Origin of the sequence: Modestobacter versicolor (assembly GCF_041028285.1) — a bacterium.
Taxonomy (GTDB): Bacteria; Actinomycetota; Actinomycetes; order Mycobacteriales; family Geodermatophilaceae; genus Modestobacter; species Modestobacter versicolor_A.
The window spans coordinates 986078-1006476 of record NZ_JABGDB010000002.1 but is presented as its reverse complement, the minus strand read 5'-3'; the positions used below and the strand labels follow the sequence as shown (position 1 = coordinate 1006476).

The window sequence follows — 20399 nt, the reverse complement described above, 5'->3', positions numbered from 1 at the left end:
GGGGTGTGCGTGAGGTGGAGCGACGAGGACGTCCGCTGATACACCGGTGACCTGCGGGCGCGCGCCCCCTACGCTCGGCAGCACCCCGAGCCCCTGGAGAGGTGATGTCCGCAGCGCGCACGCTCGCCGAGGAGGCGCTGCGGGACTACCTCTCCGACCCGGCCGCCGGCCGGGACGCGGCGGAGCGGGCGCGCACGGCCGCGCTGGCGGAGCGGGACGGGTCGACGGCGTCCCTCGCCGAGCGGGTGCTGGCGCTGATCGCCGGGCACCTGGCCGACAGCGACGCGGCCGAGCGGCACGGCCGGGCCGCCGTCCGGCTGGGGGAGCGGGCCGGCGACGCACCGGCCGTCGCCCTCGCCCGGGCCGACCTGGCCTACGTGCACGCCCGCTGCGGCCGGACCCAGGCGGCGCTGCGGGAGCTGGACCGGGTGCCGCCCGTCGCCGGCGCCGACGAGGGGCCGCTGCTGGCCAAGCGCGCGCTGGTGCTGGAGACGCTGGGCCGCTGGACCGCCGCCCTGGACGCCTACGAGCGCGCGCTCCCGGTCGCCCGCCGGGCCGGTGACCAGCGGGAGCTCGCGCTGCTGCTGGGCAACCGCGGGGTGCTGCACGTCCGGCTGGGCCGGGCCGACGCGGCCGAGCGGGACTTCCTGGAGGCCGACCGGCTGCTCGCCGACCTCGGCGCCGGCCTGCACCGCACGATCGTCGCGCACAACCTCGGCTACGTCGCCGCGCTCCGCGGCCACGTGCCGCTCGCGCTCTCCCGCTACGACGACGCCGAGCGGGGCTACCTCGAGCACCGCGAGGTGCCGCTGGAGCTCTGGATGGACCGCTGCGAGCTGCTGCTGGCCGCCGGGCTGAGCACCGAGGCGCGGGCCGCGGCGCACCGCGCGGTCGAGCTGGCCCGTGCCCGGCGGGAACCGGCCGAGCTCGCCGAGGCCCGGCTGCGGCTGGCCCAGGCCGCGCTGGCCGACGGCGACCCGGCGGCGGCCGCGGACCTCGCCGACCAAGCCGCCCGCGCGCTGTCCCGGCAGCGGCGCCCCGGCTGGGCGGCACTGGCGACCTGGACCCGGCTGCAGGCCACCGTCGGCCAGCAGCCCGCCGGCGTCGACGTCCGGCTGGTGCGCCGCGCCGCAGCCGGGCTGGAACGGGCCGGCTGGCCGGGCACCGCGCTGGAGGCCCGGCTGCTGGCCGGGCAGGTCGCGCTCGCCGGGGGCCGCCGGCACACCGCCCTCGCCGACCTCGCGCCGGTCCGGGCGGCCCGCGCGACCGGACCGGTCTGGCACCGGCAGCTGGGCTGGCACGCCGAGGCGCTGCACCGGCTCGCGGCCGGGGACCGCACCGGCGCGCTGCGCGCCGCGGCCCGGGGCATGGCGCTGGTCGACGAGCACCGGGCGACGCTGGGCGCCACCGACCTGCGCGCCGCCGCGTCCGGCCGGGCCGCGGCGCTGGCCGCGCTGGGCCTGGAGCTGGCGGTGGCCGCCGGCCGGCCGGGGACGGTGTGGTCCTGGGCCGAGCGCACCCGGGCCGCCGCGTTGCTCCGGCCGCCGGCGCAGCCCCGGGACGGCGCGGACGTGGAACGGGACCTCGCGGAGCTGCGGTCGCTGGTCCGCCAGCGCCAGCAGGCCGCCCAGGCCGCCGAGCCCGACCCGGCGCTGGTGCGCCGGCAGGTGCAGCTGGAGGAGCGCATCCGGCGGGCGCCGCGGCGGACCGACGGCGGGGGCGGGCCGGAGGAGCCGTTCCGGCCGCGCGAGGTGCTCGCCGCGCTGGGCGAGCGGGCGCTGGTCGAGTTCGCCGCCGTCGACGGCCGGCTGAGCGCGGTGGTCGCCGTCGACGGCCGGGTGCGCTTGCACCCGCTGGGGCCGGCCGCGGACGTCGCCCGGGAGATGCACCACCTGTTCTTCGCGCTGCGCCGGATGGCCGGGGCGGGCGGTGGGCGCGGGCTGCGCGACCGGCTGGACGCCGCGGCCGCCCGGATCGACGCCGCCGTCCTCGCGCCGCTCGCCGCGTCGATCAGCGGCCGGGACCTGGTCGTCGTCCCGACCGAGCCGCTGCACGCGCTGCCCTGGTCGGTGCTGCCCTCCTGCCGGGGGCGCGCGGTGTCGGTGGCGCCGTCGGCCGCGCTCTGGCTGACCGCCGCCCGCCGTCCGGCCCAGCCCACCGGCCGCACCGTGCTGGCCGCCGGACCGGACCTGGTGCACGCCGAGCTGGAGCTGAAGGAGCTGTCCGACCTGCACCCCGGGGCCACCGTGTTCAGCGGCGAGCAGGCCCGGGTGTCCGACGTCCTCGGTGCGATGGCGGGGGCGGGGCTGGTGCACCTGGCCGCGCACGGCCGCTTCCGCGCGGACGCGCCGCAGTTCTCCGCGATCGACCTGGCCGACGGCCCGCTCACCGGGCACGACGTCGAGCGGCTGCCGCGGGCGCCGGGGTGCGCCGTGCTGTCGGCCTGCGAGACCGGCACCACCGCCGTCCTGGCCGGGGGGGAGCTGCTCGGCCTGGCCGCCTCGCTGCTGGCCATCGGCGTCCGCACCGTCATCGCCCCGGTGCTGCAGGTGCCCGACGCGGAGACCGCGCCGCTGATGGTCGAGCTGCACCGCGGGCTGCGCGCCGGCCGGCCGGCCGCGGCGGCGCTGGCGGCCGCGATCCGGCAGGCGGCCGGCGGCTCGGACGCCGACGCGGCCACCGGGGCCGCCTTCATCTGTGTGGGTGCCTGAGCCGTGTATCAACCGCCCCGCCCGGCGCTCTTCAGAGTGTGCCCACCCTCCTGTGCCGGCCGCCGACCGCGGCGCGCCGCCTCGTGACCGGCGCGGAGGTCCCGGTCGCGGAGCTGGTCCGGTCCGCCGGCGCCGGCGACCGCGCCGCCTGGGACGCGCTGGTCGCCCGCTACGCCGGCCTGGTCTGGTCGGTGGCCCGCGGCTACCGCCTGCAGGGGGAGGACGCCGCCGACGTCTTCCAGACGACCTGGCTGCGGCTGGTCGAGCAGCTGCCGCGGATCCGCGAACCCGACCGGGTCGGCGGGTGGCTGGCCACCACCGCCCGGCGGGAGTGCCTGCGGGTGCTCCGCCGCTCCGGCCGGGAGACGGTCAGCCAGGCCGAGGTGCTGGAGGCGGTGCCCGACGACGTCCCGGCCTTCGACGAGACGCTGGCCCGCGCCGAGCAGCGGGAGGCGCTGTGGCACCACCTGCAGACCTCCTCGGACCGGTGCCGGCGGTTGCTGCGGGTGCTGGTCGCCGATCCACCGCTGAGCTACACGGAGGTCGCCGAGGTGCTGGAGATGCCGATCGGCAGCATCGGGCCGACCCGGCGCCGCTGCCTGGAGCAGCTGCGCAAGCGGCTGGAGGAGGCGGGTGTCGATGTCGACCTCTGACGCCTCCGACGACGAGCTGGTGCGCGCCCTCGCCCGGGCCGTCGCCGTGCACGACCCGGTGCCGCCGGCGCTGCTCGACTTCGCCCGGGAGGCGTTCACCTGGCGGACGGTCGACGCCGAGCTGGCCGAGCTGGTCGCCGACTCGCTGGAGACGGCCGGCGCCGGCCTGCGCGGCGCCTCCGACGTCCGGCTGCTCACCTTCACCGCGGGGGAGCAGCAACTGGACCTGGAGCTGATCGCCGACGGCGCCGCCCGGCGGCTGGTGGGCGAGCTGACCCCGGGTCGTCCGGCGCGGGTGGTGGTCGAGCACCCCGGCGGCACGCTGACCGAGCAGGCCGACGAGCTGGGCCGCTTCCTCGTCGCCGACGTCCCGGCCGGCCGGGTCCGGGTGCGCTGCGAGCCGGACGACGCCCCGCCGGTCGTCACGCCCTGGCTGGACACCTGAGGAGCCGGCGTCCCCGGGCGGGACGCCGGCTCCCCGGCTAGTTGCCCTTGACGTTCACGACCTGGCGCAGCGTGTGCCGCACCTCCACCAGGTCGGCCGCGTCGGCCATCACCTGGTCGATCGGCTTGTAGGCGTCGGGGTGCTCGTCCAGGAAGGCGTCGGAGCGGCCCCAGACGATGCCGTCCATCCGCGCGTCGAGGTCCGCCCGGCTGAACAGCCGCCGGGCGGCGTTGCGCGAGTGGTTCCGGCCCGCGCCGTGCGGTGCGGACGTCAGCGACGGGACGTTGCCCTTGCCGACCACCACGTAGGACGCCGTCCCCATCGACCCCGGGATGAGCCCCGGCTGGCCCGCGCGCGCGGAGATGGCGCCCTTCCGGGACAGCCACACCTCGCGCCCGAAGTGCCGCTCGCGCTCGGTGTAGTTGTGGTGGCAGTTCACCGTCTCGAGCCGCTCGACGTCCGTGCGCAGGAACCCACCCAGCTGGTCGACGACGCGGTCCATCATCTCCTCGCGGTTGAGGTAGGCGAACCGCTGCGCCCAGGTGAGCGCCTCGAGGTAGGCGTCGAACTCCGGGTCGCCCTCCACCAGGTAGGCGAGGTCGGGGTCGGCGAGGGCGATGAACCGCTGCCGGCACAGCTCCTGCGCCTTCCGGATGTGCCGCTGGGCGAGCTTGTTGCCCACGCCCCGGGAACCGGAGTGCAGGAACAGCCAGACCTGGTCGGTCTCGTCCAGCGACACCTCGATGAAGTGGTTGCCCGAGCCGAGCGAGCCCAGCTGCTGCGGCCAGTGCCGGACGGCGGTGTCGGCCTGGTCCGCGCCGGGCAGGGCGCGCAGCTCGGCGACCCGCGGCTCGGCGGTGTGCCGGATCTTCGCGTTCCGGCCGCCGGCGGACAGCGGGATCGACCGGGACACCTGCCCGTGCAGCACGGCCAGGTCGGTGCCGGCGAGGTCGGCGGCGGAGAACTGGGTGCGGACGGCCATCATCCCGCAGCCGATGTCCACCCCGACCGCGGCCGGGATGATCGCGCCCTCGGTCGGGATGACCGACCCGACGGTCGCGCCCTTGCCCAGGTGGGCGTCGGGCATCAGCGCCAGGTGCGGGAAGACGAAGGGCATCGCCGCCGTGCGCTCGGCCTGCTCCCGGGTGACGGGCTCGAGGATGGACGCCCAGCTGAGCAGGCGTCCGTTGATCTTCTCCATGGTCCTTTCGCTTCTGTGGGAGGGGTGGGGTGCCGCGCGGCCGGTGCAGTCAACGCGACCGCCGTCGTCGCCGCACCCGCTTTACCCGGCCCCCCGCATGGCACGCTGCGCGGGTGCCACCCATCCGCAGCGCCGGGGTCCTGCTGCACCGCACCGCCGGCGACGGCACGGTCGAGGTGCTCATCGGGCACATGGGCGGCCCGTTCTGGGCGCGCAAGGACGCCGCCGGGTGGTCGATCCCCAAGGGCGAGGCCGGGCCGGACGAGGACCTGCTGGACGTGGCCCGGCGGGAGTTCGCCGAGGAGCTCGGCTCGCCGGTGCCGGCCACCGAGTTCCGCGCGCTCGGCGAGCTGCGGGTCTCCAGCGGCAAGCTGCTCACCGTGTGGGCGGCCGAGGGCGACCTGGACGCCGACGCCTGCGTGAGCAACACCTTCAGCCTGGAGTGGCCGCCGCGGTCGGGCCGGGTGCAGGAGTTCCCGGAGATCGACCGGTCGGCGTGGTTCCCCGTGGCCACCGCCCGGGAGAAGCTGGTGAAGGGGCAGGTGCCGTTCCTCGACCGGCTGCTGGCGGCGCTCGGCCGCTGAGCCACGCCGGCCCGCGCCGGCCCGCGCCTCAGGGGCCGACGGGGTCCGGTCCGACGTCCCCGACGTTGCGCGCGACGGCGGACAGCAGCTCGGTGAGCCGCCGCCGGTCGTCGGCGCCCAGGTCTCCGACCGTGCGCCGCTCCAGCTCCGCCCAGATCCGCTCCACCGGCTCGCGCAGGGCCCGCCCGGCCGCGGTGAGGGAGACGAGCACGACCCGCCGGTCGTCGGTGGACCGCTCGCGGGTCACGAACCCGGCCGCCTCCAGCCGGGCCACGGCCTTGACCGCAGTGGGCGGTTCGACACCCAGCTCCCGGGCCAGCTCCCCGGGGGTGCGCGGCTCGGCGGCCCACAGCCGCATCAGCAGCAGCTCCTGACCGGGGTAGAGCCCCACCTCACGGAGCAGCTGCCCGGCCAGCGTGCGGTGCGCCCGCGCGACCGCCGGGACCAGCGCGCTGATCGGCCCCACCTGCTCGACCGGGCCCCCGGTCCCCTCGTCCATGTCGGGAATGTACCGTGCCGGCTATCAGTTAGTCGGCTATGTAAATGCCGGACCCACTCGAGGGAGCACACCATGGACGACCACCAGGACACCCCGCTCGTCGCCGTCGTCGGCGCCACCGGTCAGCAGGGCGGCGCCACCGCACGGGCGCTGCTGGACGCCGGCGCCCGCGTCCGGGCACTGGTCCGGGACCCCGCCAAGCCCGCCGCCCGCGAGCTCGCCGGCGCCGGCGCGGAGCTGGTCCGGGCCGACCTCACCGTCCCCGGCTCGCTGGAGGGCGCCTTCTCCGGGGTCGACCGGGTCTTCGGGATGACCACGTTCGCCGGCGACCGCGGCGTCGCGGGCGAGGTCGCCGACGGCCGCGCCCTGGCCGACGCCGTCGCCCGGGCCGGGGTGCGGCACCTGGTCTACAGCAGCGTCGGCGGCGCGGAGCGGCACACCGGCGTGCCGCACTTCGAGAGCAAGCGCCGGGTCGAGGAGCACATCGGGTCACTGGGCCTGCCGCACACCTTCCTGCGGCCGGTCTTCTTCATGGAGAACCTGGGCGCCACCGTGGAGGACGGGACCGTCGTCGTCCGGCTGCCGTTCCCGGGGGACGTCCCGCTGCAGATGGTCGCCGTCCAGGACATCGGGACGGCCGCCGCGCGCGTGCTGCTGGACCCCGCCCGGGTGGCGGGGGGCTCGATCGAACTCGGCGGGGACGAGCGGACCGGTGACCAGGTCGCCGCCGCCTTCGGAGCCCGGGCCGGCCTGCCCGCCCGGTACGAGGAGCTGCCGCTGTCCGTCCTCGGTGGCGACGAGGACATGACCCGAATGTTCCGGTGGTTCACCGAGCTGCCGGCCTACCGGGCCGACCTGGCCGGCACCCGCGCGCTGGTGCCCGGGGTGCACGACCTGGCCGGCTGGCTCGAGAGCACCGGCTGGGCGCCCGCCTCCTGACCGGCGGCGCCTGAGCGACCCCTGGCCGGGCGGGGTCAGGGGCGGCCGGCGTGCGGGACGTCGACGGTGGTGGTCATCAGCGTCGCCTCGCGCACCGGCGCCCGGTTGTGCGCGTAGAAGTCCGGCGCGCAGCACAGCAGCAGGGTGCGGCCGTCGTCCCCGCCGAGCTGGCAGGCGAACACGCCCTGCCCCTCGGGGGCGTGCACCTCGTCGACGACCTCGCCGCCGGGCGCGACCCGCGCGGCGCGGCCGCCCACCGCGTCGGCGATCCAGAGGTGGCCCTCGGCGTCGAGCGTGCAGCCGTCGGGGGCGACGACCAGTTGGCCGAGCACCTCGGGGGTGGTGGTGCCGGTGACCTCCGGGCCCAGCTCCGCCCACACCCGGCGGTTGGTCAGCGAGCCGTCGGGGGCCAGGTCGAAGGCGGTGCAGCGGTTGCCCAGCGTCTCGGCGACGACCAGCGTGCCGCCGTCCGGGGTGATGACCATGCCGTTGGGGAACTGCAGCCCCTCGGCGACCACGGTGACCGTGCCGTCGGGGTCGACCCGCTTCAGCGACGCCGTCCGCGCGTCGCCGCCGGCCATCAGGTCGAAGCCGAAGTCGCCGGTGAAGACGCGGCCGGCCTCGTCGACGACCAGGTCGTTGAGGTGCCCGCCGCAGTGCTCGGTGAGGTCGGCCAGCACCGACACCTCGCCGTCGGCGACGCGGAGCAGCCGGTGGTCGGTCATCGAGACGACGACCAGCGACCCGTCGGCGAGCCAGCCCAGGCCGGAGGGCTGGTGCTCGACGGAGGCGACGACCTCCTCGGTGCCGTCCGTGCCGATCCGGCTCACCTGCTGCCGGTAGAAGTCCGACACCCACCAGGTGCCGTCGTGCCAGCGCGGACCCTCGAAGAAGGACCCGCCGGTGAACAGGGTGGCCAGCGACCTCGTCGTCATGTGCGGACCCTAGGGCCTGCCGACTTCCGTCGGCTTCCTGCCACATCGCCGTCCCCGGGCCCGTCCCCGGCCGGCGCCGGGACACACTGCGCCGGTGACCCTGGACGACCTGCTCCCGCCCGACTCGACCGCCGTCCGGACCGCCGCCGAGGTCGCCGGGCACTTCCACTCGCCGGCGATGCTCAACCACTGCCGGCGGTCCTGGCTGTGGGCCGCGTCGTACGGCCGGGACCGCGGCATCGCCTTCGACGCGGAGCTGCTGTTCGTCTCGGCGATGCTGCACGACCTGGGCCTGGTGCCGGCGTTCGACAGCACGACGCTGCCGTTCGAGGAGGCCGGCGGCGCGGTCGCGTGGGTGTTCGGCGCCGGCGCGGGCTGGGACGCCGACCGGCGCCGGCGGGCGGGCGAGGTGATCGTCGCGCACATGGCCGACGAGGTGGACGTCGCCGCCGACCCCGAGGGGCACCTGCTGGAGCTGGCCACCGGGCTGGACATCTCCGGCCGCAACCCCGGCGACTGGCCCGCGGAGCTGCGCGCGGAGGTGCTGGCCCGGTACCCGCGGCTGGGGCTGATCGAGGAGTTCGTCGGCTGCTTCGAGGGCCAGGCGCGCCGCAAGCCGTCGTCCCTGGCCGGCCGGTTCGTGGCCACCGGCTTCGCCGCCCGCGCCCGCGCCAACCCCCTCGACCGCTGACCTCCCGGCCGAAGATGGCCATCTTCGCCCTGGAGGGCGCGGCGAACATGGCCATCTTCGCGCCGGAGGGCGCGGCGGACATGGCCATCTTCGGCCGGGAACGTTTTCACGGCGGTTGACCGGGGCCGGTCCGCGGCCGGCCGGACGGGGTGGCGGGCGGTGGGCGGGGACGGCTTTCGGTGGTGCGCAACGGGTTGCGTTACAGCCGTGGAAACTCGCCATTCCAGTCGGCGCACCCCCTTGTCCGGTCGGCGCCGGGACCCCTACGTTCCTCATGGAATCGATTGCACGTGAGACGGGACACGTCTCGCGCACTCGCATGAGGAGCTGACGACCATGTGGTTGACCGACGCGTCGGTGGTCGACGTGCTGACCGGGTCCATCGCCCGCGGCCGAGCCGTCGAGCTGACCGCGGACGGGCTCGTCGGGCGCGTCCTGGACGCCGCGCCGGACGGCGAGCCGACCCGGTCCCTCGGCGGCCGCTACCTGCTGCCGGGGCTGGTGAGCGTGCACAGCCACCTGTCGGTGGTCTACCCGTTCTCGGCCACCGACGAGGCGGAGAACCCCGGCGCCACCCTGCTCCGCTCGTTCAGCCGGGCCCGCGACGCCCTGCACGCCGGGGTGACGACGGTGCGCAGCGTGCACGAGATCCACCGGGCCGACCTGCTGCTGCGCACCGCCTCCCGCGAGGGCTGGATCGACGTGCCGCGGATCGTCGGCGCCGGCCGCGCCGTCTCGGCCGCGGGTGGCCACGGCACCGGCACCGGCAGCGTCTACGCCACCGGGCCCGACGAGTTCTACGAGCTGGCCCGCGCCGAGCTGGCCGCCGGCGCCGACCACGTGAAGGTCTTCATCACCGGCGGCATCGCCGACCCCGACGAGGGCCTCGGCGGCCAGATGACCGCGGAGGAGATGCGGGCCGTCGTCCGGGCGGCCGAGGAGTTCGAGACCTACGTCGTGGCCCACGCCGGCCAGGGCGAGGCGATCGCCACCGCGATGGACGCCGGCATGCGCTCGTTCGAGCACGCCTACGACCTCAGCGCCGACGTGGCCGCGGAGATGGCCCGCCGGGAGGTCTTCCTGACCCCGACGCTGTGCGTCACCCGCTGCCCGGAGTGGATGGCCGACCACTCGTTCACCGCCGCGCAGATCGAGACGGCCATGGAGGTGGGGCCCCGGCACCTGGAGAGCATCCGGCGCGCGGTCGAGGCCGGCGTCACGATCGTCGCCGGCACCGACTACCCGCCGGGCGAGCCGATCGAGGACACCGTATGCGCCGTCCGGGAGATGGAGTTCCTCACCGACGCCGGCCTCGAGCCGCTCAAGGCGCTGCAGGCCGGCACCTCCACGGCGGCGCGGCTGCTCGGCCTCTCCGGCCAGGTCGGCGAGGTGAGCACCGGGGCCGCGGCCGACCTGCTCGTCACCGACGCCGACCCGACCTCCGACGTCTCGGCGCTGCGCGGCATCCGGCTGGTCGTGCAGGCCGGCCGGATCGTCCGCGACGACCTGCCCGCCGGGGTGGCCGCGTGAGCGCCGGCCCGGACGGCGGGCACCGGCTGGCCGTCGACATCGGCGGCACCTTCGTCGACGGCATCTCCTTCGACCCGCGCACCGGCCGGGTCGACCTGCACAAGGCCTCCACCACACCGGCCGACCCGAGCACCGGCGTGCTCGACGCCGTGGCCGGGCTGCCGGTGTCCCTGGCCGACGTCGAGACCTTCGTGCACGGCACGACCCTCGGGCTCAACGCGATCCTGCAGCGCCGCGGCGCCCGGGTCGGGCTGATCACCAACGAGGGCTTCCGGGACGTGCTCGAGGTGGCGCGGGCCAACGTGCCCGACCGCGCGATGTACGACTTCGGGTACGCCCCGCCGCCGCCGGTGGTCCGCCGCCGGCACCGGCTGGGCGTGCCCGGCCGGCTGGACGCCCAGGGCGTGGAGGTCGTGCCGCTCGACGAGGGCGCCGTCCTCGCCGCCGCCGACGAGCTGGTCGAGCGGTACGGGCTGGCCTCGATCGCGCTGTGCTTCCTGCACTCCTACCGCAACCCGGTGCACGAGCGGCGGGCGGCGGAGCTCATCCGGGCCCGCCACCCGCACGTGTCGGTGACCGCCTCGGTCGACATCAGCCGGGAGTACCGCGAGTACGAGCGCACCAGCACCGCGGTCCTGGACGCCTACGTCAAGCCGCTGCTGGCCGACTACGTCGTCCGGCTGGAGGCCTCCTTCCGGGCGGCCGGCTTCGGCGGTGCCTTCCACGTGCTGCGCTCCGGCGGCGGCGCGATGACCGCCGAGCTGGCCCGCGACGCGCCGCTCCTGACCGTCCTGTCCGGGCCCGCCGGCGGCATCGCCGGCGCGAGCGCCCTGGCCCGGCAGATGGGCTGGGACCGGGTGATCAGCTTCGACGTCGGCGGCACCAGCGTCGACGCCTGCGTGCTCGAGGGCGGCCGCGCCGGGGACGCCTACGAGGCCGACATCGACGGCCTGCCGCTGCAGATCCCGGTCTTCGACATCCGGACCATCGGCGCCGGCGGCGGGTCGATCGCCCGGGCCGACGACGGGCTGCTGCGGGTGGGCCCGCAGAGCGCCGGCGCGGTGCCGGGCCCGGCCTGCTACGGCAACGGCGGCGAGGAGCCGACCGTCACCGATGCCGCCCTGGTGCTCGGGATGCTCGACGCGGGCTCCTTCCTGGGCGGGGCGATGCAGATCGACGCCGCGGCCGCGGAGAAGGCCGTCGCCGACCGGATCGGGCAGCCGCTCGGCCTGGACACCACCCGGGCCGCCGCCTCGGTCATCCGGGTGCTGGTGGCCCGCACGATGAGCGCGCTGCGCGAGATCACCGTGGAGAAGGCGCTGGACCCGCGCACGTTCCGGCTGCTGGCCTTCGGCGGCGCAGGGCCGCTGCTGGCCCCGGCGCTCGGCCGCGAGCTGGGCGCGGAGGTCGTGGTGCCGCGCTACCCGGCCGCCTTCTCCGCCCTCGGCATGCTGATGACCGACCTCGAGTACGACGCCGCCGCCACCGTGCTCACCCCGCTGGACGACGAGGGGCTGGCCGGGCTGGCGCCGCTGGTCGACGAGCTCGCCGCCGAGGTGGGCGGCACGCTGGCCGAGCAGGGCGTGCCCGAGGCCGACCGCCGGGTCGTGCCGCGGCTGGACCTCCGCTACCGCGGCCAGGAGCACACCCTCACCGTCGAGCTGGGCGAGGGCGACTCCGCCGCCGCGCTGGCCGACCGCTTCGGGCAGCTGCACGCCGAGCGGCACGGGCACCGGCTGACCGAGCCGGCCGAGGTGGTCACCGTGCGGGTGCGCGGGGTCGGGCTGCTGCCCCGCCCGCAGCTGCCGCCGGTGCCCGAGGCCACCGGACCGGCGACGCCGGCCGCCGAGCGGGACGTCTACGACCTGGCCACCGACACCGTCGTGCGCACCCCCGTCTACGACCGCGACTCCCTCGGCGCCGGCACCCGGCTGAGCGGGCCGCTCGTGGTGAGCGAGCCGACCTCGACCACCGTGCTCGCCTCCGACCAGCACCTGACCGTCGACTCCCACGGCCACCTCGTGGTGACAGGAGCCCCCCGATGACCGACACCGCAGCCGGGACCGCAGCCGAGCTCGACGGGGGCACCGTCGAGGTGGTCCGCAACCACCTGGTGAGCGTGGCCGAGCAGATGCGCCGCACGCTGGTGCGCACCGCGTTCAACCCGGTGATCTACGAGGTCCTCGACTTCGGCATCAGCGTCTACGACGTGCACCGCCGGCTGATGGCCGAGGCCGCCGGCATCACCAGCTTCATCGGCGCCAACGACTACGCGCTGCCCAAGCTGCTGGAGCACGTGCCGGCCGAGCGCATCGGCCCCGGCGACGTCCTGCTGCTCAACTACCCGTACTGGAACTCCGCGCACGCCTACGACGCGATGCTGATGATGCCGGTGTTCGCGCCCGCATCGGCGCGCACCGAGCCCAGCGCGTACCTCGCCGTCCGGGCGCACTGGATGGACCTCGGCGCCAAGGACCCCGCCTACGTCCTGGACTCCACCGACGTCCACCAGGAGGGGCTGCTCTTCCCCGGCACCCGGATCGTCAAGGGCGGCGTGGTCGACGAGGAGGTCGTCGACCTCATCCGGTTCAACTCCCGGCTGCCCGAGCAGACCATCGGCGACTTCCACGCCCAGTACGCCGCGCTGCGGGTGGGGGAGCGGGAGCTCACCGCGGTCTGGGAGCGGTTCGGCCTCGACGTCGTCGAGGCCTGCGTGCAGCGGGTCATGGAGCACGGCGAGCAGGCCGCCCGGCGCGCGGTGGCGGCCCTGCCCGACGGCGTCTGGACCGCGGAGGACTGGCTCGACGACGACGGCATCACCGAGGAACCGCTGCTGATGAAGGTCACCGTCACCATCGACGGCGACCAGATGACCGTGGACTACAACGGCGGGTCCGGCGAGGTCCTCGGCCCGGTCAACGTGCCCTTCGGGTCGACCGAGAGCATGGCCAAGACCGCGTTCAAGGCGATCACCACCCCGGACGAGCCGTCCAACGCCGGGCACTACGCCTGCCTGACCGTGCTGGCCGACCCGGGCACGCTGTTCCACGCCACCTACCCCTCGGCCACCTTCACGCTCTGGACGACGACCGTCGCCTTCGAGCTGTTCCACAAGGCGGTCGCGCCGGCGCTGCGCGAGCTGTCGGCCTCCAGCGGCAGCGACGAGCCCGGCTTCATGGCGCTGGGCCGGGACAGCCGGACCGGCCGGGACTTCGTGATCAGCAACAACGAGGGCGTCGGCTGGGGCGGCAGCGCCGCGCACGACGGCGCGAACGCGCAGATGAACCCCTCCCAGTCGGTGGTCCGCAACACCCCGATCGAGGTCCTCGAGCTGCGGTCCACGCTCTTCCACGAGCGGCTGGAGCTGATCGAGGACTCCGCCGGCGCGGGCACCCACCGCGGCGGCGTCGGCCTGGAGCGGCGCATCCGGTGGCTCGAGGACGGCGAGATGCTGTCGATGAAGAAGAAGACGACGACCAACCCGTGGGCGCTGGCCGGTGGCCACGAGCCGATGACCAACCGGATGACCGTCTTCCCGGGGACGCCGGAGGAGCGCGACGTCCGGATGCGCCGGGTCTCGATGCGCACCGGCGAGGTCTTCGTGAACCGGTCGGCCGGCGGCGGCGGCTGGGGCGACCCGCTGTCCCGCGACCCGCTCGCCGTCGTCGACGACGTGCTGGACGGCTACGTCAGCCCGGCGCAGGCCCGCGACGTCTACGGCGTGCTGGTCGCCGAGGACGGCGGCTGGTCACCCACCCCGGCCCGGTCGGCAGCCACGCCCACACCCACCGAGCCCCCGGTCACGACGCCGTGACTCCGCAGCACCCCGCTCCGCCGTCCGCCCCCGCCGTCCCCGCCACGCCCGTGGCCGCACCCCTGGAGTCCCCGTGACCCTTCCCCGCAGCCGGCGCCGCAGCGCCGCCGCCCTCGGCCTGGCCGCCGTCCTGCTGACCGCCGCGTGCGGCGGCGGGGACGACGGGGGCTCCGGCGGCGGCTCCGCCTCCGGCTCCTCGCTGGTCATCGCGCAGAACGAGCCGCCGGCCACCTTCGACCCCGTCCAGGCGGACAACTCCACCGTCGACGAGGTGGTGCTGCCGCTCTACGACACCCTGGTGGACTACGACGCGGCCAACGAGCTCTACAACGAGCTGGCCACCGACGTCACGGTCGCCGACGACGGCCTGTCGATCGCGGTGACCCTGCGGGACGACGTCACCTTCCACGACGGCGCGCCGCTCACCGCCACCGACGTCGCGTACACCCTGGACCGGGTCAAGCGGCTGGGCCTGGGCGTGAACTCCAACCTGACCTCCTACGACTCCACCGACGTCACCAGCGACACCGAGCTGACCATCAACCTGACCGCGCCGGACGCGACGATGGTGCCGGCGCTGTCCCGGGTCTACGTGCTGAACTCCGCGCTGGTCGAGGAGAACGCCGGCGACGACGACGGGCAGAGCTGGCTGGCCACCCACGAGGCGGGCAGCGGCCCGTACACGCTGGAGAGCTACACCTCCAACCAGGAGGCGGTCTTCGCCCAGTACGCCGACTACTGGCAGGGCTTCGACGGCCAGGCCGAGGAGGTGGTGATCAGCTACCTGCCCGAGTCCGGCACCCAGCGCGACGAGCTCCGGGCCGGCGACGTCGACATCGCGATGGACATCGCCACCGCCGACCTGGCCTCCTTCGAGTCCGACGACGGCTTCGTCGTCGACAAGGCCGACACCCTCGTGCAGCTCTACATGTACTTCGACATGGAGGAGGGCCCGACCACCGACCCGCGGGTGCGGGAGGCGCTGCGGCTGGCCTACGACTACCCGGCGCACGTGGACTCGATCCTGGCCGGCAACGGCGAGATCGCCCAGGGCCCGCTGCCGATCGCGATGAGCTGCCACGCCGACATCCCGGCCGGCGAGCAGGACCTCGACCGGGCCGAGCAGCTGTTCGCCGAGGCCGGGGTCACCCAGCTGGAGCTGCACTACCTGTCCGCCATCGAGGAGATGGACCGCGCCGCGGCCTCGCTGCAGTCCTCGCTGCGGGACATCGGCGTGACGCTGGACCTGACCAGCGTCACCTACCCGGACTACGCCGAGGAGGCCGCGACCGGGGCCACCCGTCCCGACATCGGCGTGATCTACGCCTTCCCGGCCTTCCCGGACGCCGCCGCGCTGCTGTACCCGGGCTTCGCCACCGCCAGCATCGGCGGGCAGAACTTCTCCGGGTACTCCAACCCGCAGGTCGACGCGCTGCTCGCGCAGGCCGGGGCGAGCACCGACGACGCCGAGCGGTGCGACCTCTACACCCAGGTGCAGGAGCAGATCGAGGCCGACATGGTCGCCATCAACGTCGCCGACCCCAAGGCGGTCGCGGTGATGCGCTCGGGCCTGGAGGACTTCGGCTACCGGGCGGCCCACACCAGCACGGTCGACGTCTACTCGATCAAGGTCTCCTGACCCGCCACCCGCGCGAGGGGGTGCCGGCGCCGACCGCGCGCCGGCACCCCGGCCCGACCCGACCGGACCCGGCTCGCCCGGGTCCCCGCCCGCCAGGAGGTGGTCCTTGCTCCGCTTCGTGCTCCGCCGTCTCGGGCTGACCCTGGTCGTCCTCTGGGGTCTCGCGACGCTGGTGTTCCTGCTCATCCAGCTCCTCCCCGGGGACGCCGCCCGGACCGCCGCCGGCCGCAACGCCAGCGCCGCCCAGATCGAGGCGGTGCGGGAGCGGCTCGGCCTGGACGAGCCGCTGCCGGTGCAGTACGTGCTGTACCTGGGCCGGCTGCTGCACGGCGACCTCGGCACCTCGGTGTTCACCACCCAGCCGATCACCTCCGACCTGGCCGACGTGGCGCCCTCCTCGATCGAGCTGGTCGTCGCCGCGATGCTGGTCAACCTGGTGGTCGCGCTGCCCCTCGGCGTGCTCGCCGCGGTGCACCGCGGCCGGCTCGGCGACCTGGTCGCCCGGCTGGTGGCGATCCTCGGCAACGCGGTGCCGGTCTTCTGGCTCGGCCTGGTGCTGCAGTTCCTGGTCGGCGCCCGGTGGGGGCTGCTGCCGATCTCCGGTCAGCTGGACCGCGAGCACCGGGTGCCGACGGTGACCGGCGCCCGGACCGTCGACGCGCTGCTGGCCGGCGACCCCGCGGCGTTCGGCAACGCGCTGCAGCACCTGGTGCTGCCGGCCGTCGTGCTCGCCGCACCGTTCATCGCGGTGGTCACCCGCACGCTGCGCTCCACGCTCATCGGCGTCCTGGAGGCCGAGTCGATCACCGTCGTCCGGGCCAAGGGCGCCTCGCCGCTGCGGGTCGTCGTCCGGCACGGCCTGCGCAACGCGCTCATCCCGACGACGACGATCGTCGGGCTCCAGCTGGGCTGGATGCTCGGCTCCACCGTGCTGGTCGAGTCGATCTTCGCCCGGCAGGGCATCGGGTCCTACGCGACCGCGGCCGTCGTCCAGACCGACACCTTCGCCGTCATCGGCGTCGTCCTCGTGGTGGGAGTGGTCTTCTGCATCGCCAGCCTGGTCGTGGACCTGCTGCAGCTGTGGCTCAACCCCCGGCTCCGGACGGCGGCCCGGTGAGCGCGCCCGAGCTGTCCCCCGGGGTGCCGTCCGGGCCGGCGGCCGGCGTCGGCGCGGTCCCGGCCGCGGCCGGCCCGGCCGCGGTGCCCACCGCCCGCCGGGGCCGCCGCTCGCTCGCCGCCCGGGTGGTCGAGGTCGGCGCCGCGGTGGTCGTCGGGCTGGTCGTGCTGGTCACCCTGGTCGGCCCCTGGCTGGCGCCCGCGGACCCCTACCGCGTCGACGTCACGGCGGGGCTGCAGGCACCGGGCACGGGCGGCCACCTGTTCGGTACCGACGCCGAGGGGCGCGACGTGCTGTCCCGGGTGCTCACCGGCGGGCGGGAGACGGTCCTGTCGACGCTGCTGGTGATCGCGGTGGCCGCGCTGGTCGGCACGGCGATCGGGCTGGCCGCCGCGTCCGGGCCGCGGTGGGTCGACGAGGTGCTGATGCGCATCTGCGACGTCTTCCTCTCCGTGCCGTCGCTGGTGCTCGCCCTCGGGGTGGCCGCGGTGCTCGGGCCGTCGCTGTCCTCGGCGGTGATCGCGCTGGCGGTGACCTGGTGGCCGGGGTACGCGCGGCTGGTCCGCTCGGTCGTCCGGGACACGCTGCAGCTGGAGTACGTCGCGGCGGCGCGGGTGCTGGGCGTCTCCCGGGCGCGGCTGGTGCGCCGGCACCTGCTGCCCAGCATCGGCGACACCCTGCTGGTGCAGACCACCGTCGACGTCGCGGCGGTCATCCTGGTCATCTCCGGGTTGTCCTTCATCGGGGTCGGGGCCCAGGTGCCGTCGGCCGAGTGGGGCGCCATGGTCGCCGACGGGCGGTCCTACGTGGTGACCGCGTGGTGGATCGTCGTCGTGCCGGGCCTGGCGATCGCGGTGACCGCGGTCGCCGCGCAGCTGCTCGGCGACGCGCTGCGCACCCGGCTGGACCCGACGCTGCGGAACCGGCGATGAGCGGGCCGCTGCTGGAGATCGCCGGCCTGACCGTCGACCTGCCCGGTGCCGACGGCGAGCTGCGCCGCGTCGTGCACGGCCTCGACCTGACCCTGGCCGCGGGCGAACGGGTGGCGCTGGTGGGCGAGTCCGGGTCCGGGAAGTCGGTGACCGCGGCCGCCGTGCTCCAGCTGATGACCGAGGCCCGGCTCGGCGGCTCGATCCGGCTGGACGGCCGGGAGCTGCTGGGCATGCGGCCCCGGGACCTGCGCCGGGTGCGCGGCGCCGAGGTGGGCATGGTGTTCCAGGACCCGCTGACCGCGCTGGACCCGGTGGTCCGGGTCGTCGACCAGGTGGCCGAGGTGCTCGTCGTCCACGGCGAGGGCCGGCGGGCCGCCCGGCTGCGGGCCCGCGAGGTGCTCGACCGGCTGGGGGTGCTCGGCCGGCTGCCCCGCGGCGACGGCTACCCGCACCAGCTGTCCGGCGGGATGCGGCAGCGGGTGGGCATCGCGATGGCGATCGTCGCGGGACCGCGGCTGCTCATCGCCGACGAGCCGACGACGGCGCTGGACGTGCGCGTGCAGGAGCAGGTGCTCACCCTGCTCGACGACCTGACCCGGGAACGGGGGACCGCGGTGCTGCTGATCACCCACGACCTGGGGATCGTCGCCGGCTTCGCCGAGCGCGTCGCGGTGATGCGCTCGGGCCGGCTGGTGGAGACGGCGGGGGTGGACCAGCTGTTCGCCGCCCCGCAGGCCGACTACACCGCCCAGCTGCTGGCCGCGGTGCCGCGGATCGACGCCGACCTCCCGGGGACGACGTCGTGACCGGCGACGGCGTGACCGGCGACGGCGTGACCGGCGACGGCGTGACCGCGCCGCTGCTGGCTGCCGAGGGGGTCTGCTACTCCCACCCGGCCGCCTCCGGGACGCCGTCCCGCCGGGCCGTGGACGACGTGTCCCTGGAGCTGTCCGCCGGCGAGGTCGTCGGCGTGGTGGGGGAGTCCGGCTCGGGGAAGTCGACGCTGGCCCGCACGCTGGTCCGGCTGCTGCGGCCGGAGGCCGGGACGGTCCGCTATCGCGGCGAGGACGTCGCCGGGCTGCGCGGGGACCGGTTGCGGGCGTACCGCCGCGACGTCCAGATGGTGTTCCAGGACCCCTACTCGAGCCTCAACCCGCGGATGACGGTCGAGGAGATCGTCGGCGAGGGTCTGGTCGTGCACGAGCGCGGCCTGGACCGGGCCGGCCGGCGGGAGCGCTCGGTCACCGCGCTGGCCGAGGTGGGCCTGGACGCCGACGTGCTGGACCGGCACCCGCGGGCGTTCTCCGGCGGGCAGCGGCAGCGGATCGCCATCGCCCGGGCGCTGGTGCTGCGACCGGCCGCGCTGATCTGCGACGAGCCGGTCTCCGCGCTGGACGTCTCGGTGCAGGCGCAGGTGGTCCAGCTGCTGCGGGAGACCCAGCGGCGCCACGACCTCGCCGTCCTGTTCATCGCCCACGACCTGGCGGTGGTCCGGTCGCTGTGCAGCCGGGTCGCGGTCATGCACGACGGCCGGGTGGTCGAGAGCGGCAGCCGGGACGCCGTCTACCTGCGGCCGACCCAGGACTACACCCGGTCGCTGCTGGCCGCGGTCCCCGTCCCCGACCCGCCCCGCGAGCGCGCTCGGCGGGCGGCGGCCCGGGCCGCCGCGCAGGCGGCTCAGCCGGCCGCGGGAGGACCGGTGGAGGACCGGTGAACGAGCACCGGCTGCACGAGCTCGCCGGCGGCGGCCGGGTCGGGCACGGCCCGCGGGCCGTCCCGCAGCTGGTCGGTCAGCAGCCGGACGGCGGTCGAGGCCATGTACGCCGCCCGGGTGTCGACGACGCTCAGCGGCGGGTTCCACCAGGCGAAGAACGGCTCGTCCTCGGTGAGCAGCAGCGACAGCCGGCCCGGCAGGTCCACGCCCCGCTCGCTGAGCACGGCGAGCACGCCGAAGGACGCCTCGTGGTTGCTCACCAGCAGCGCGGTCGGGGGCACCGGCAGGTCCAGCAGCTCGCCGGCCGCCGTCCGGCCGAAGTCCTGGGTGAACGGGCCGCGGCGGACCAGGGCCGGGTCGACCGGGAGCCCGGCCGCGCCGAGCGCCTCGACGTAGCCCAGGTGGTGCTGCCGGCCGGAGGTGAAGCGGTCCAGGCCGCCGACGACGCCGATCCGGGTGTGCCCCAGCCCGAGCAGGTGCTCCACGGCCAGCCGGGCCGCCAGGTCGTAGGCCGGCATGACCGCCGGCGCGTGCCCCCCGGCGACCTCGCGGTTCATCGTCACCACGGCCGTGCCGTTCTCCAGCAGCCGGTTCACCCGGTCGGCGTTGCCGCCGGAGCCGGCGATCACCACCCCGTCGAACTGGTGCTCGGCCACCGTGCCCAGGAACGCCGCCTCGCGCGCCGGGTCGCCGCCGGTGCTGCACACCAGCACCTGGTAGCCCGCCGTGGCGCCCCAGGCCTGCACGGTCTCGGCGATCGTGGAGAAGGTGCCGTTCCACAGGTTGTTGACCACCAGCCCGAGCAGCCCGGTCCGCCGGGTGCGCAGCGCCTTGGCCATCCGGTTCGGGTGGTAGCGCAGCGCCCCGGCCGCGGCCTGCACCCGTTCCCGGGTGTCGGGCAGCACGCTCGGGTGCCCGGTCAGCGCCCGGCTCGCCGTGCTGATCGACACCCCGGCGAGCTGCGCGACGGCACTGAGGGTCACCGCGGCCACACC

At 75.8% G+C, this 20399-nt stretch carries 18 protein-coding genes; 14 read left to right on the top strand and 4 right to left on the bottom strand.

Translation table 11 applies throughout. The annotated features are described in order from the left end of the window. Positions 1-104: 104 nt before the first annotated feature. From HL054_RS11155 to HL054_RS11145, 3 genes are read left to right on the top strand one after another with little or no spacing between them, the layout of a single operon-like run. Positions 105-2711, top strand: a complete 2607-nt coding sequence (locus tag HL054_RS11155; protein ID WP_369139061.1) for a CHAT domain-containing protein — start codon at positions 105-107, stop codon at positions 2709-2711. 38 nt (positions 2712-2749) lie between these two features. Continuing rightward, the gene (locus tag HL054_RS11150; protein WP_369139060.1) at positions 2750-3364 is read left to right on the top strand and encodes an RNA polymerase sigma factor; all 615 of its coding nucleotides are present in this window, start codon (positions 2750-2752) and stop codon (positions 3362-3364) included. Further along, positions 3351-3809, top strand: a complete 459-nt coding sequence (locus HL054_RS11145; protein ID WP_369139059.1) for a hypothetical protein — start codon at positions 3351-3353, stop codon at positions 3807-3809. Before HL054_RS11150 ends, HL054_RS11145 begins: the two co-directional genes overlap by 14 nt. Positions 3810-3846: 37 nt before the next feature. Here HL054_RS11145 and HL054_RS11140 read toward each other — a convergent pair whose 3' ends face one another. Beyond that, the gene (locus HL054_RS11140; RefSeq protein ID WP_369139058.1) at positions 3847-5010 is read right to left on the bottom strand and encodes an RtcB family protein; all 1164 of its coding nucleotides are present in this window, start codon (positions 5008-5010) and stop codon (positions 3847-3849) included. 113 nt (positions 5011-5123) lie between these two features. Between HL054_RS11140 and HL054_RS11135 the strand changes: the two genes are divergently transcribed. Beyond that, positions 5124-5594, top strand: a complete 471-nt coding sequence (locus HL054_RS11135) for an NUDIX domain-containing protein (RefSeq protein ID WP_369139057.1) — start codon at positions 5124-5126, stop codon at positions 5592-5594. Positions 5595-5622: 28 nt separating this feature from the next. On the opposite strand, the gene HL054_RS11130 is transcribed toward HL054_RS11135, so the two are convergent. Beyond that, positions 5623-6093: a MarR family winged helix-turn-helix transcriptional regulator gene (locus HL054_RS11130; RefSeq protein WP_369139056.1), complete on the bottom strand. Its 471-nt coding sequence runs from the start codon at positions 6091-6093 to the stop codon at positions 5623-5625. Positions 6094-6165: 72 nt separating this feature from the next. Between HL054_RS11130 and HL054_RS11125 the strand changes: the two genes are divergently transcribed. Further along, entirely contained in the window at positions 6166-7032 is an 867-nt protein-coding gene (locus tag HL054_RS11125) for an NmrA/HSCARG family protein (protein ID WP_369139055.1), read from the top strand. A gap of 35 nt (positions 7033-7067) precedes the next feature. Here HL054_RS11125 and HL054_RS11120 read toward each other — a convergent pair whose 3' ends face one another. Beyond that, complete coding sequence (locus HL054_RS11120; protein WP_369139054.1) at positions 7068-7967, bottom strand: SMP-30/gluconolactonase/LRE family protein; 900 nt, start codon at positions 7965-7967, stop codon at positions 7068-7070. A 94-nt stretch (positions 7968-8061) separates the two neighbouring features. On the opposite strand from HL054_RS11120, the gene HL054_RS11115 reads away from it, so the two are divergent. The 9 genes from HL054_RS11115 to HL054_RS11075 all read left to right on the top strand — a co-directional run bounded on the left by HL054_RS11115 (position 8062) and on the right by HL054_RS11075 (position 19404). Then, positions 8062-8658 (top strand): HD domain-containing protein, encoded by a 597-nt coding sequence (locus HL054_RS11115; RefSeq protein WP_369139053.1) that lies wholly within the window; start codon positions 8062-8064, stop codon positions 8656-8658. A 336-nt stretch (positions 8659-8994) separates the two neighbouring features. Further along, a complete protein-coding gene (locus HL054_RS11110; protein WP_369139052.1) occupies positions 8995-10188 on the top strand; it encodes an amidohydrolase family protein in 1194 nt (397 codons plus the stop codon). After that, positions 10185-12233 carry a hydantoinase/oxoprolinase family protein gene (locus HL054_RS11105; RefSeq protein WP_369139051.1) on the top strand — a complete coding sequence of 683 codons (2049 nt, stop codon included), beginning with the start codon at positions 10185-10187 and terminating at the stop codon, positions 12231-12233. The genes HL054_RS11110 and HL054_RS11105 overlap by 4 nt, the downstream gene beginning before the upstream one ends. Further along, a complete protein-coding gene (locus HL054_RS11100) occupies positions 12230-14002 on the top strand; it encodes a hydantoinase B/oxoprolinase family protein (RefSeq protein WP_369139050.1) in 1773 nt (590 codons plus the stop codon). The genes HL054_RS11105 and HL054_RS11100 overlap by 4 nt, the downstream gene beginning before the upstream one ends. Positions 14003-14075: 73 nt before the next feature. Further along, complete coding sequence (locus HL054_RS11095; protein WP_369139049.1) at positions 14076-15641, top strand: ABC transporter substrate-binding protein; 1566 nt, start codon at positions 14076-14078, stop codon at positions 15639-15641. Positions 15642-15747: 106 nt separating this feature from the next. Continuing rightward, entirely contained in the window at positions 15748-16758 is a 1011-nt protein-coding gene (locus tag HL054_RS11090; protein ID WP_369139048.1) for an ABC transporter permease, read from the top strand. Then, positions 16755-17690 carry an ABC transporter permease gene (locus tag HL054_RS11085; RefSeq protein WP_369139047.1) on the top strand — a complete coding sequence of 312 codons (936 nt, stop codon included), beginning with the start codon at positions 16755-16757 and terminating at the stop codon, positions 17688-17690. The genes HL054_RS11090 and HL054_RS11085 overlap by 4 nt, the downstream gene beginning before the upstream one ends. After that, entirely contained in the window at positions 17687-18496 is an 810-nt protein-coding gene (locus tag HL054_RS11080) for an ATP-binding cassette domain-containing protein (RefSeq protein ID WP_369139046.1), read from the top strand. Before HL054_RS11085 ends, HL054_RS11080 begins: the two co-directional genes overlap by 4 nt. After that, positions 18493-19404, top strand: a complete 912-nt coding sequence (locus tag HL054_RS11075) for an ATP-binding cassette domain-containing protein (RefSeq protein WP_369139045.1) — start codon at positions 18493-18495, stop codon at positions 19402-19404. Before HL054_RS11080 ends, HL054_RS11075 begins: the two co-directional genes overlap by 4 nt. On the opposite strand, the gene HL054_RS11070 is transcribed toward HL054_RS11075, so the two are convergent. Then, the gene (locus HL054_RS11070) at positions 19368-20396 is read right to left on the bottom strand and encodes a LacI family DNA-binding transcriptional regulator (protein WP_369139044.1); all 1029 of its coding nucleotides are present in this window, start codon (positions 20394-20396) and stop codon (positions 19368-19370) included. The genes HL054_RS11075 and HL054_RS11070 overlap by 37 nt on opposite strands. Positions 20397-20399: the final 3 nt, after the last annotated feature.

What these genes read in the sequence shown, in the direction of transcription:
- HL054_RS11155 (WP_369139061.1), top strand. Translation starts at nt 105, where the DNA reads ATGTCCGCAGCGCGCACGCTCGCCGAGGAGGCGCTGCGGGACTACCTC.
- HL054_RS11145 (WP_369139059.1), top strand. Translation starts at nt 3,351, where the DNA reads ATGTCGACCTCTGACGCCTCCGACGACGAGCTGGTGCGCGCCCTCGCC.
- HL054_RS11140 (WP_369139058.1), bottom strand. Translation starts at nt 5,010, where the DNA reads ATGGAGAAGATCAACGGACGCCTGCTCAGCTGGGCGTCCATCCTCGAG.
- HL054_RS11130 (WP_369139056.1), bottom strand. Translation starts at nt 6,093, where the DNA reads ATGGACGAGGGGACCGGGGGCCCGGTCGAGCAGGTGGGGCCGATCAGC.
- HL054_RS11125 (WP_369139055.1), top strand. Translation starts at nt 6,166, where the DNA reads ATGGACGACCACCAGGACACCCCGCTCGTCGCCGTCGTCGGCGCCACC.
- HL054_RS11120 (WP_369139054.1), bottom strand. Translation starts at nt 7,967, where the DNA reads ATGACGACGAGGTCGCTGGCCACCCTGTTCACCGGCGGGTCCTTCTTC.
- HL054_RS11110 (WP_369139052.1), top strand. Translation starts at nt 8,995, where the DNA reads ATGTGGTTGACCGACGCGTCGGTGGTCGACGTGCTGACCGGGTCCATC.
- HL054_RS11100 (WP_369139050.1), top strand. Translation starts at nt 12,230, where the DNA reads ATGACCGACACCGCAGCCGGGACCGCAGCCGAGCTCGACGGGGGCACC.
- HL054_RS11080 (WP_369139046.1), top strand. Translation starts at nt 17,687, where the DNA reads ATGAGCGGGCCGCTGCTGGAGATCGCCGGCCTGACCGTCGACCTGCCC.